This window comes from Bacillus sp. TH50 (assembly GCF_016650565.1).
Classification (GTDB): domain Bacteria; phylum Bacillota; class Bacilli; order Bacillales; family Bacillaceae_G; genus Bacillus_A; species Bacillus_A mycoides.
In genome coordinates this window covers 2,945,870-2,958,338 of record NZ_JAEKFM010000003.1, presented here as the reverse complement: position 1 = coordinate 2,958,338, position 12,469 = coordinate 2,945,870, and the positions used below count along the sequence as shown (strand labels likewise).

The 12,469-nt window shown below is 33.4% G+C and carries 11 protein-coding genes; 4 read left to right on the top strand and 7 right to left on the bottom strand.

The genetic code is table 11. The features are described from left to right. Positions 1–64: 64 nt before the first annotated feature. Positions 65–1,081 (top strand): UDP-glucose 4-epimerase GalE, encoded by a 1,017-nt coding sequence (gene galE, locus JFU23_RS15345; RefSeq protein WP_201032226.1) that lies wholly within the window; start codon positions 65–67, stop codon positions 1,079–1,081. 49 nt (positions 1,082–1,130) lie between these two features. Here the strand turns inward: galE and pelG are convergent, their stop codons facing one another. From pelG to JFU23_RS15320, 5 genes are read right to left on the bottom strand one after another with little or no spacing between them, the layout of a single operon-like run. Beyond that, on the bottom strand, positions 1,131–2,588 hold the full coding sequence (pelG, locus tag JFU23_RS15340; protein ID WP_201032225.1) for an exopolysaccharide Pel transporter PelG: 1,458 nt from the start codon (positions 2,586–2,588) through the stop codon (positions 1,131–1,133). Beyond that, positions 2,576–3,997, bottom strand: coding sequence for a GT4 family glycosyltransferase PelF (pelF, locus tag JFU23_RS15335; protein WP_201032224.1), 1,422 nt, complete (start codon positions 3,995–3,997; stop codon positions 2,576–2,578). Before pelF ends, pelG begins: the two co-directional genes overlap by 13 nt. 3 nt (positions 3,998–4,000) lie before the next feature. After that, positions 4,001–5,833 carry a DUF2194 domain-containing protein gene (locus tag JFU23_RS15330; RefSeq protein ID WP_201032223.1) on the bottom strand — a complete coding sequence of 611 codons (1,833 nt, stop codon included), beginning with the start codon at positions 5,831–5,833 and terminating at the stop codon, positions 4,001–4,003. Further along, complete coding sequence (locus JFU23_RS15325) at positions 5,817–6,737, bottom strand: tetratricopeptide repeat protein (protein ID WP_201032222.1); 921 nt, start codon at positions 6,735–6,737, stop codon at positions 5,817–5,819. Before JFU23_RS15325 ends, JFU23_RS15330 begins: the two co-directional genes overlap by 17 nt. Next, positions 6,737–7,960, bottom strand: a complete 1,224-nt coding sequence (locus JFU23_RS15320; RefSeq protein WP_201032221.1) for a GAF domain-containing protein — start codon at positions 7,958–7,960, stop codon at positions 6,737–6,739. Before JFU23_RS15320 ends, JFU23_RS15325 begins: the two co-directional genes overlap by 1 nt. Before the next feature lie 297 nt (positions 7,961–8,257). On the opposite strand from JFU23_RS15320, the gene JFU23_RS15315 reads away from it, so the two are divergent. Continuing rightward, positions 8,258–9,076, top strand: a complete 819-nt coding sequence (locus JFU23_RS15315) for a glycoside hydrolase family 191 protein (protein WP_085312908.1) — start codon at positions 8,258–8,260, stop codon at positions 9,074–9,076. A 117-nt stretch (positions 9,077–9,193) separates the two neighbouring features. Here JFU23_RS15315 and JFU23_RS15310 read toward each other — a convergent pair whose 3' ends face one another. Next, on the bottom strand, positions 9,194–9,595 hold the full coding sequence (locus JFU23_RS15310) for a hypothetical protein (RefSeq protein ID WP_201032220.1): 402 nt from the start codon (positions 9,593–9,595) through the stop codon (positions 9,194–9,196). Between the two features lie 519 nt (positions 9,596–10,114). On the opposite strand from JFU23_RS15310, the gene JFU23_RS15305 reads away from it, so the two are divergent. Together JFU23_RS15305 and JFU23_RS15300 are read left to right on the top strand one after the other, a co-directional pair. Then, positions 10,115–10,705 (top strand): AmiS/UreI family transporter, encoded by a 591-nt coding sequence (locus JFU23_RS15305; protein WP_002068662.1) that lies wholly within the window; start codon positions 10,115–10,117, stop codon positions 10,703–10,705. Between the two features lie 43 nt (positions 10,706–10,748). Beyond that, positions 10,749–11,693: an NAD-dependent epimerase/dehydratase family protein gene (locus JFU23_RS15300; protein ID WP_201032219.1), complete on the top strand. Its 945-nt coding sequence runs from the start codon at positions 10,749–10,751 to the stop codon at positions 11,691–11,693. An 88-nt stretch (positions 11,694–11,781) separates the two neighbouring features. Here the strand turns inward: JFU23_RS15300 and sodA are convergent, their stop codons facing one another. Next, positions 11,782–12,408 (bottom strand): superoxide dismutase [Mn], encoded by a 627-nt coding sequence (gene sodA / locus JFU23_RS15295; protein ID WP_201032218.1) that lies wholly within the window; start codon positions 12,406–12,408, stop codon positions 11,782–11,784. Positions 12,409–12,469 lie beyond the last annotated feature (61 nt).

Here is a 12,469-nt window from a genome sequence, read left to right as displayed (position 1 = left end):
TGATAAGAAATATGTGATATACTTTGAGAAGTTTATAATGAATGAAATATGGAGGACTATAATTATGGCAATACTTGTAACAGGTGGAGCAGGATATATTGGTAGTCATACATGCGTAGAATTACTAAAAAACGGTTACGAAATTATAGTAGTAGATAATCTTTCGAATAGTTCAGTAGAGTCTATAAATCGAGTGACAGAGATAACAGGAAAACAGTTTAAATTTTATAAAGAAGATATTTTAAATCGAGAAGCACTTGATACGATTTTTGAAGAAAATACAATTGAAGCTGTTATTCACTTTGCAGGCTTTAAGGCTGTAGGGGAATCAGTAGAAATTCCGTTAACGTATTATCATAACAACATTACAAGCACACTAGTGCTATGTGAAGTGATGCAGAAGCATGATGTGAAGAAGATGATCTTCAGTTCGTCTGCAACAGTGTATGGTATTCCAGAAACATCACCAATTACGGAGGAGTTTCCATTAAGTGCAACGAATCCATATGGTCAAACGAAATTAATGATTGAACAAATTATGCGTGACGTAGCATTTGCGGATGCAGGATGGAGTATTGCATTACTTCGTTACTTCAACCCATTTGGTGCACATGAAAGTGGACGTATTGGAGAAGATCCAAACGGAATTCCAAATAACTTAATGCCATATGTAACACAAGTAGCAGTAGGGAAGTTAAAGGAATTAAGTGTATTTGGAAATGACTATCCAACAAAAGATGGCACGGGTGTCCGTGATTATATTCATGTTGTAGATTTAGCAAATGGCCATGTAAAGGCGCTTGAAAAGGTACTTGGCACTACTGGGATAGATGCATACAATCTCGGTACAGGTACTGGTTATAGTGTGTTGGAAATGGTTGAAGCATTTGAAAAGGTTTCGGGCAAAGAAGTTCCTTATAAAATTACGGAGCGTCGACCTGGTGATGTGGCAGTATGTTTTGCAGATGCATCGAAAGCGAAGCGTGAATTAGGATGGGAAGCAAAACGCGGGTTAGAAGAGATGTGTGCAGACTCTTGGAGATGGCAATCGAATAACAAAAATGGCTATCTAGAAGTTTAATAAACAGATAAAAAAATGACCTTTTGCGGGAGCAAAGGGTCATTTTTATTTATTTATTTCCATTAAGTTTATTAGCAAATTTAGTAAAGAAAGTTCGCCGTTTTATAGGAGTATTTGACTGACAAAACGTATAGTAATCAATATCTTTAATGTAAGTAAAGAGTCTCGAAATAGCATATAAGAATGTAATAGAAGATCCGAGTGCAAAACTAATACCGTAACCATTGAACCCAAATGGAAGTAGAAGAAGACTTAATAACAAATTTGCAGAAAAGAACAGGGCTGATGTTCGAAATGCCCCTTTACGATCTTCAAAATATAAGAGTAGTAACGTGGTAACAAGGACCATCCCGTTTGCATAAGTACCAATTATAGTCAGCTGCAAAATAGAGTATTCAAGTGTTACGTTCCCAGATTGTGAACTAAACATCCATATTATAAAAATAATAAGTAAAGAAAAAATACCTTGATTACGAAGTATTCGTTCCATTTCTTGCTTTAGGACAAAGTTCATTGATTCTTTTAATTGTAAAATTGTATTTAATGTCGCCCCATTGTTAACTGAACCGAAGAACTTCTTATACCGTTCATAAAACCTTGTTTCAATGGATACTACGAAGAAAATATAGGTCGGGATAATGCTTAAATAAGCCCAGAAAACAGATGTATCATAAATTTGATGATAAATAAACGTGTTTTCAATATTTCCTCGCCCTTCTCCGAACCAAATAACAAAGTTACATACCCAAATGCCAATATTGTAAAGTAAGCTTGACCAAAATAGTTCTGGATATTTATCTAAATAAGAAAGAAAGGTAAATTGTTCAGTAGCATCACTATTTGGAAACATTCGTACAATAACTATACTTAACCACACTAATGTAATGAAAGTCCCGATTGTAAAAGAAATTAAAAGTAATAGGGCCAATCCGTGTTCTATTCCAAGTGTTGGATGCCAGTAAGCGATAAGTGCAATTCCAGATAAGGAGAAAATGGAACCAATTAAAAATGCAAGAGCGATGGACTGATAATCTTTAGCTGCTGTTAAATAAATGGATTGAATCCAAATGATGTTTAAAGCTAAAAATAAAAATAGCATCACAATTTTATAATACAAGGCTAATGGTGTAAAAATTGCAAACAAAATCCATAAGATAATAGCTAAAAAAAGTGTGATTTTCGTCATTCCTAAAAAGGAAGAAAATACTTTATCAGCTTTTTGCTCGTATAAAAGGTCGGCCACATATCTAGTTACGATGAGCTGCAAGGCACCATATATGATTTGAGAAAAAATGAAGCAGTATGAAATTGAAATTGTGAAAAGGCGCTGTTCCTCAATTGAAATAGAATGGAACAAACTTAAAATATATCGAATAGCTGTTACTGCTAAAATAACGACTAACCAAGGACCAGCTGTAACAAATAATGAAAATCCGTACGCTTTTATTCTGGAAGAATAGTAGTCTTCTTGGAATAATTTTTGTAAACGAAATCCTATCCCTGCCATGTTTTTTTACCTCTTTCTAAGTAAAGCTTACGATAACTATCAACGACACCTGATAATTGATAGTGCGTTTCAATACGATTGCGCCCGTTATCCCCAAATTGTTGAATGGATTCAGGGTGACGATAATACCACTCTAAATGAATGGCAACTTGTTCAGGAGATACAGGTGGTACAACAAATCCACATTGTCCGTAAGGATCTTCATCTTGTCCGTAAATTAATTCCTTACAAGAGCCGACATCTGTAACAACCCATGGTAATCCTGCTGCCATTCCTTCTAACATAGCTAATGGTTGTCCTTCAGATATACTTGTTAATACGAGAATATCTGTTTGTTTTAAGTAATCTTTAATATTTACTTTGCCGGTCATTATTACATGCTCTTCTAATCCTAATTGTTGAATTAAATCACGACATTCCTGAGCATATTCTGCTTCTTCCGTATCAGGACCTAGTAAGTAAAATGTAAATGGAATATCTTTTTCTAATAATAATTTAGCTGCATAAATCATTGTTTTTACATCTTTAATTGGCACAACTCGTATAATAGCGGAAATGATGAGTTTATCCGAATTGTATTTTGCTTTACGTAACCCTTTATAGTCAGATAAAGTAACGCCATTTGGAACGATTTTTAGTTTATGGGCCGGAGCACCTAATTCTTTTTGATATGCACTATTTCGGCCGAACAACGTAATTACATCAGCGGCTTGTTCATATGCTTGATGAGACAAGTGATGAAAGAAAGAAACCCATCTTTTTTTATATTCAATTGGTATCCAAGTAGATTGTAGTATTTCTTCTTCACGCTCCCGAGAATAAATACCGTGTTCAGTTAGAATAAATGGTATATTGGACTTGGCACTAATTGCAGCACCAAGCAATCCACCATACCCTGTCGATACAGAATGAATAAGATCTAATTCAGGAAAATCAATTTGTAAAATTTGAATGATCGGTGTGAACATAGATCTCCACATCCAAAAGTAATTTAAGAAGGATCCACTACTTTCTTCATATAAATAGCTTTCTTTAACAATTGCATAAAACTCACGGCTTTCGAAGAAGGAATGGAGTGTTCCTAGCTTTTGTTTATTTCCTAATATTTGTAATGCTGTTGTATCGTTAGCTTGAAATGTAAACCATTTTTGAAGTGTCTGTACTTCTTGTTTAGTTAAATTAGTTTTTATATGTTTTGCTTCATTTTCTGATTGCAAAGGAATCAGAATGATGTCTTTTACATTGCTTGGAATTTCATATTGATATTCATCTTCTGTTTTTACTTGAGGGACTATCGCGAAAATCGTAAATTCATGTTCTTTAAACTGCTGGATAATCATTTGAACCCAGCTTGCTACCCCTCCACTTACAAAGGGATAGCTGCCTTCAACAACCAAACCTATTCTCATCTGTTATGCTCCTTTAATTGAAATTGTAGCGCTGGCTTTCGTTAACGTAACGCTATAAATTTGGGAATCAAGCTTTTTAACTGTACCGTAAGAGAATGAGCCAGGTTGTATTTTCTTACCTTCTTCTACACGTATAATTGTTGAAGTATGGTTTGGTAAACCTTTATATGCAATGTGAACAGCATCATCTTCATAAGAAACATCTAGGTCACCAGTTTGATAAATTTTCATAGAAGCAGTTGCTTCACTTTGGGTCATACTTTTTATATAAGGATATCTTTCTCGTATTTCTTTAATTGTCTTTTTATAAGCTTTAAATAATTCTTCCCATGTTAAATTACCTGAGCGTTTTTCATCAAGGATATCATCTGGATGGACGAAATGTGAGATAACCCCTAAATTTGCGGTAACATCAGTTAAGATAAATTGCTCTTCATCTGTGATAGCATAGCCGCTCGTAATGCGCGGGAAGTGATAAATGTTTTTATTATGTTCATCTGGTCCAAATTCTTGAATTAAACTACCGTTACTTTTACTTCCCACATATAGAGAAGCAACTGTTTCCATAGTTGGAACCGCGTCGTTTAATGCACTTAATCCAGCTGTATTTATAATATTGGATGGTGGTACATAGGTTTTTAATTTTTCGTTTGGAAAGAAGTTATACACGAGTTTTTGCAGAGCATCTAAGGAGCTCTCCATATCCTCTTTTGAATTCCAGGGAACATATTCAAGTGCTTTATCTACTGGATCTGGTGGTAATAATAAAGGTTGATGGTTATAGCCATGAATGCCTATTTCCCCGCCGTGACTTAGTAATTCTCTCCCAAATAATAAATAGGTATTTCTATTTTTACCTGTGAAATCTTCAAAGGGTGGCGTTACTTTATTTTGGTACGTCCCAATGGCAACACCCGTATATTTAATATCAAGATCTTCAGAGATATCCTTCATATTTTTCCACCAATGTTTTTTATAAAATTCTTCAACAGAAATTTTTTCTTTCGTTAAGTTTTTTAGTTCTCCACTTGGAATCGGAGATGGGAAGTCATCGATATACAAAATCTCCGCTCCAAGTTGTGCTGAAGCGAAAGTCGGGAAAATAGTACCCAGGGATTGAACGAACATACCTCTACCTAATTTATCGTTCAATGCTGTTGTATTCCAATATAAGACTTTTCCTTCACCGTAGTCATTGGTCCAAAGGATGGGAGTATCTTCCGCTGTAATCCAAGTATTAGTTGTATTCTCATCTAGCGTAATATTCATTGAGCTATGAGTAAACAATGGAGAAGAACTTGAGAGATCTGGATAACCAGGGAATAAAACTTCTTCAAAGGTTAATCCTTTCGCATCTTTGAAACCTTCTTTTTGGGTAATACCAAATAATGTGTTCCAGGAAGGATCTGAATCAAGTCGGTTTGCGATAATAATTCTTCCGCCCATTTGTACAAAATTTTGAATATCAGCTTGTGGAAGTTGCTCCATTATTTCACCTGTAATAATAATCCCTGTATAGGGAGAGGGAGTAAGTCCCTTAATTTCATTAGCTGTAATATCTTTATAGTGTAGGTGTGCGTAATCCATTGCCTTCTTCGTATTAAATTCGACTTGTTGCCCTAATGTATTATCCGTTTTTAAAACGTATAATTGCATTTTTTGTCCATTTTGAGCTACATCTTTTGCTTTGAGTGTTTTAACAGTATCTGTTTCTTTAGTTTTAGGAACAGAAAACTTTTGATAAAAATTTTCTGTTCGATATATAAGGATGGATAAAATTAAGAGAAATAAAATGATACTAATAATCCCGATATATATATTAATCCCCTTTTTCAATGTGTGCGCCTCCAAACTGCCTTACAAATAATTGATATTTACGCGGTAGTATATGAACTCTTTTTGCATCTGTTAGATTATTGATTAAGTTATAGAGCTCGTCCCATAACTGTTGTTCATAATATATTTCAAGTAAACCAACGTAACCGTAATATGATTCAGGATAGAAATGAATAAGATTTAAAAATTGTTCTTCAGACTTTGCATATTGTTTTGTGTGTAGAAACAGATTTCCAAGATGGAAAGGGTAAAGAGGTTCGTTAGGGAATAGTTCTACACCTTGTGTAATAAAATTCATAAATTCAGCGATTATTTTTTCTTTTTGCTGATTAGAAAGAAGACCACTGTTTATATATCTTAAATAGTTAGAAACCAATTCTTTTGCAATTTCATTTTGTGGATTTTGTAGAAATTGCTTATTTAAGTATTCGATTTGTTTTTCGTACCGTTCATTTATTAAATTAATAGTAGTTGCTGCGTAATGCACAGTTTCAGGATCTTTATGGTGAATGGCTTCTTTCAATAAGCCTCCTTCATTAGCAATAGAGGAGGAGCTTAACTGTACAATGAGTTGTTTATGTAATTCAGGCTTATCTAGTTCTAATCCAGAAGAAAATGAAATTAAGTCCATATCTTGTTTTGCTGATTCCAAAATATCTTCGTAATTATCAACATGAAAGGCAACATAATCAGAGTATTGCTGTAACCACTCGGTTTTGGAACGTCTTATATTAAGTAATAACATGATTGCTGATACAATAAGTCCGATAAGCGGGAAAAGAAGAGATAGAATCAAGCAAAATTCAATAATTCCTTTTTTATCTTTAGTAATCAAACTTTTCGTAAATCGAAATAAAAGAAAAACCAAAATAACATAAATAAAATAAAGAAGGAGTAAAATCATTAGACTATCACTCCTTTAGAAGAAAGAGCGTTTTGTATACGAGTTTGAACTTGTATACAAAACTGTTCTTCAGTGCCAGGTAATAAAATCATGATTTTCCGCTCGGTTGTACTATAACCGAATAGATCGATATCTCGCAAATAGTCTTTTAAAATAGAATTTATCATTCCTAAATAATCTTGTGGAGCATTGAACTCAAAATAGGAATATGGATAAGATAATGTTTCGTAACGTTTCTTTTCTATTTTTAGTAAATGTTCAAATTCATCTTCATAATAAATGCTTGTTTTAGGGAATGTGCGATCCTCTTGACTGGATAGCCAAAGATTAGAAGCATTTTGTAAACGATCACCCATCCAGCGTAAATACCATGTGAAAAGTTCGAATTGCTCAGAAGTTACTTTTGAAAATTCGATTTCGTCTAATATAATGACGTATTGTACATCATCTTGGAATAGGACGGGACCAACTAAAAGTGGAGCGTCTTGAAAATCCTCATCTGTACGGAAAAAAGGTCGATTATGCGCTAGCGCATTTTTGATGACTAAGGAAGCGTTTTTAACGAAAATAGATTGAGATAATGTATTTTTACCAGTTTCAGCTCTTAATTTAATACGAAGCGATTGTTTATTGTTATCAACGTGATAGATACCAATTTTTTTTGCTCCAAAATACATTTTTAATACATTCATTCCTTCATCGAGTACAATTTCAGGATGTGTATGATTTAAAGCTTTAAACATATGATACATTTTAGATAAGTGGTTATTTGATTCAAGTACACGAGAACGTAGTGTAATACGTGTTTCATCCAATTGTTTCACGACATATTTTAATTCTTTATTTTCAGCTTTCAACTCATTATTTATCATATGTACATCTTCATAACGTTCTTTTTGTGCAGTGCTCATCAGTCCACAGCATAAACTAATAACAAGTAAGAAAATCCAACTTATCCAGTAATCTAATGAATAAAAGTACAGTAATACATCATTTTCTTTATATATACCGCTTACAAAAATATAAATCATTGCTTCCAGAAAGGCGAAAAGGGCAATAGATATGCCATACCGGCTAGAAATAATTAATGTAATAAATAAGAGTAGGAAGTATTCATACGTTGGTGTAAGAAAATCAGTTAGTATTGATAGAAAAAATAGTGCAATAAAGAGAATCGTAGGTTCAATCATCTTTTGGAATATATTAGATTGTCTATAGTGCATAAAAAAAAACCTTCTTTCGTTTGCAAATTTAATTTTGAGGAATAGTACACTGAAATAAAATACATAATTTAAAAGAATTATTTTAAGATATATAATATATAAAGCCCAAATCATTTTATCAACAGAGATGTAGTAAATTCAAGTGAAATAAATTCTAATTTCTGTTAATGTATTGAATTTATTGGGATTTTTATAAAAAATCGAGTTTGAAAAAATGTAGAATGTTATGGTATTACTATATTTGTATTAATATTTAAAACAATAGAAAATTACAGTTGTATAGGGGGTAATATTATTATGGAGTGGAAACGTTCCATATGCTTTTTAGCTATATTTTCTTTTATTTTTTCCTCAAGTACATCCGCACAAGCAAATGTTGTGGAACCAGTTTTAAAAAATGTACGAAGTTATAAAATTTATTATGGTGAAGCAAATGAGCAAGTAATTGAGAGACTTTCAAAGTATGACATGGTTATTATAGAGCCATATGCATTTACGAAAGAACAGGTTCAGCAATTAAAAAAATCAGGAACGGTAGTTCTTGGCTATGTTAGTGTTTTAGAATTAGAATCGTGGCATAAATCGCAAGTAGTTGAATCAGACTATTATTATAGAGATGGTAAGAAAATGAAGATTGAGCAGTGGGATACATATATTATGAATTTAGCTGATGAACACTACCGTGGGATTGTTGTGAATAAGGTGAAACAGCAAGTTATTGGAAAAGGAATAGATGGGGTGTTTTTAGATACAGCTGGTGATATTGATGACTATTTTTATGATCAGCCGTCTACACAAGGGAAATTTCGAGAAGCATATGTAAATTTATTAAAAGAAATTAAAAGTGTTGATTCCAACCTGCTTCTTATACAGAATTGGGGATTTGACACAATCAAAAATACATCCTTGAATTTTATACATGGTGTATTGTGGGAAGACTTCAATAAACAAGTTATTGCGAAAGATGAATGGAGTCAAAATTGGATGCGCTATTTTAAACAGCAAAGCAATAAAATTGTAACGTTTACCGTGACCCCAGATAATGTATCTAAAAAATATAGTTCTACAAATGGATTTGTTCCTACAATAAATCCGAATGATATTTATGATAAATAGCAAGTGTTCAAAATGAGAAACTATCAAGATTGACTATCACGCTTTAGGTCAGTAATACGATTATCTTATAAAGATAAATGTATTACTGACCAGCCCCTTTCACATAATAGGGGAGATTTAATGAATTAGAACGAGTTGTTTATGGTATACTGTATTACCTTCTTGGCTTGTATATGGCTGGATACTTCGCCCAAAACAATTTGCAACAATATTGGAGTGGCCAGGATAAGAAATACGAATTTCATACAAATCAATAGAGTCATCTAAATCAGCATAAAAAACTGCTAAGTGGTTACCTTGTAAAATATATGGGAATGCTACTTCCGTATTTTCACCAATTAGTACAGGTAATTTTACAGGATTAGAATAGTTAGACCAATCCCAAACCTCTATAGTTACATGGTGTGTGTAATATGCATCTAAATTTACAATGTTTACTACTGCTGAAACGGTTACAGGCTCTCTTGTTAATACACCTGTGGAGTGAAAAACAAAATGATTTGGATAATGAAGAGGCATAAATATCAAACCTTTCTAAATTAATATGAGTGTACGATATTCTATGCAAATAATTAATAGAATGAGATAGGAAGAATGTATCATTCTACTAATTTTTTATAGAAATTCAAAACATAGTATTGAAAAGTATTCCAACACTTGTATCATTGTTAGAGTACGTTTATAATCAAGGAATCCTATTTCATGTTTTGATAGGGTTATTTATTATTGAAAGCGTTTTAAATTTGTTGTTTTTTAAGGTAGGAAGTCTGACTTATTCAGATTAAAAATTATGTATGTAGTTTTAAATAGGAAGAAAAATAATAAAGTGAAACTTTAATCAGTGGGGGGTGTTCATCCCCACTGATTATTAGCCTTCACCAATCGGGCTTTACGGGCAGTTGATCTCCCACTTAACTTCTTTGCTCTAGCTGAATTTTGAGGTGGGAGTTTTACTGATCGTTAATGCGGGATAAAGTATCACTTTATATTGTGGGGAGGTTAAAAGTGTGAAGGGGAAAGATTTTCACACGAATATATATGGGTTACGTAGGATTATTACTTTCAGGTGCAGCTTTATTTTTAAATAGTCTTGTCATATTAGGCAAAGTAGAGATGAAAAGTGCAGGTGTCTTTAATTTATTTGTGGGGGCATTACAAATTATCATTCCGTTCTATTTGATTATGATTTCTGATCAAAGTAATTGGACGGTATATTCATATGCAGCTACTTTTTTATTTGGTTTAACTTATTTATATGTAGGTGTTACTTTTATTAAAGGAATGGATAGTAGTGGACTAGGCTGGTTCTGTATTTGGGTAGCAATTATTGCTTTATTCTATATGATTGTTTCATTTGTTCAATTCCACGATGTTGTTAATGCGTTAACATGGTTTATGTGGGCATTACTTTGGTATTTATTCTTTGTATTAAATGCACAAAAAAAGAATATCAATCAATATCTTGGCAGAATTGCCTTTGTACAATCATGGGTAACATTGACGTTGCCTTCACTCTTTTATTTTATGGGAGTATGGGGCGAGGGATTCATATATGAACTATGGGTTTATGTATCAGTAATTTCTATTTTATATTGCTGCTATTGTATTTTTAAATATCGAGTACGTTAATGTATCGTGTGTAGAAAAAACATGGAATCGTTAAACTGATTCCATGTTTTTTTATTTTAGCGTTTATAATAATAGAGGTAGTATTTTACAATTTGTGAAAACGGGGATGATGAAGGTGAAAAAAGTATTGGTGCTAGGGGGAACAAGATTTTTTGGTAAACATTTAGTAGAAGTACTGTTGCAAGCTGGACATGATGTAACGATTGCGACGAGGGGAGTTACTGAAGATTCCTTTGGAAGTGCAGTAAAAAGACTGATTGTAGATAGAGAAGATGAGAGGCCACTAGAAGAGCGTTTTGAAGGTGAAAGTTATGATATCGTATACGATAATTTATGCTATAGCTCGAATGCGGCGAAGATAATATGTGAAGTGCTAAAAGGAAAAACGAAGAAATACATTATGACATCTTCAATGGCTGTCTATGAGCCTGCGCTAGGCCTGTTAGAAGAAAATTTCAATCCGTACGAGTATACAATTACGTATGGAGGTAGGAATGATTTCAATTATAGTGAAGGTAAGCGATTAGCTGAAGCAGTTTTATTTCAACATGCAACATTTCCAGTTGTCGCAGTGCGTTTTCCAGTTGTTATTGGAGAAAACGATTATACGAAAAGATTACAATTTTACGTTGAACATGTTGTGAAACAAGAGTCTATCGTTGTGGATCATGTAGATGGAGAGTTGTCATTTATACATGAAAAGGAAGCAGGACAGTTTTTAGCTTGGTGCGGGATGGAAAACATAGAAGGGCCAATTAATGCTTGTAGTAACGGGGTGGTTTCTACCAGAGAAGTTATTCGTTTCATAGAAGAGAATACCGGGATAAAAGCGCTCATTCAAGAAGTAGGAGATAATATAGCTCCTTATAATGGAGTGATTAATTGTACGTTACATAATGGAAAGGCTCGTGAATTAGGATTCCCGTTCCGAGAGTTGAAATTAGAGACGGAAAAAGTTTTACGTTATTACATAAATACAATGAAATAATCATAAATCCCCCGGTGGCAATCCGGGGGATTCTGGAGGATTTCGACAATACTAATTTTACATTACCAAATTTACCTTATACGCACGACTAATGTATTTGTGATTGAATTGCTTGTAAATACTTTTCATTTACCCGGTCCCAGTTCACCGTATGCCACCAGTTGGTAACAAATTCTGGACGCCGATTTTGATACTTTAAATAATAGGCGTGTTCCCATACATCGATGACGAGTAATGGAATTTTACCTTCTTGCAAAGGTGTATCTTGATTGGGTGTACTCATAACGGAAAGTTCCTCACCGTCCAGAACAAGCCATCCATAGCCACTTCCAAAACGACTAATAGCTGCTTTGGAAAGTTGATCTTTTAAGTTGTCAAAGGTATTGAAATAATAATCAATTACTTTTGCAACGTCTCCATTAGGCTCACCGCCACCTCGCGGGCTCATTAATTCCCAAAAAAGACTATGACAATAATGTCCACCACCGTTATTTCGGACAGCTGTAACAATTTCTTTTGGTAAAGTTTCTAAATTACATAGTAACTCTTCTAAAGATTTATTATGTAATTCCGTATAGTTTTCTAAAGCAGCATTCAAGTTATTTACGTATGTCGCATGGTGCTTTCCATGATGAATAGAAAGCGTGTTGCTATCGATATATGGCTCTAGTTCATCATAGTCATATGAAAGCTTTGGCAATTGAAATGAAGACATAACATTCCCTCCTTTCTTATTAAAAAGTTGGTCTAGGTAAAAATAATTTACCTGAGTCAAA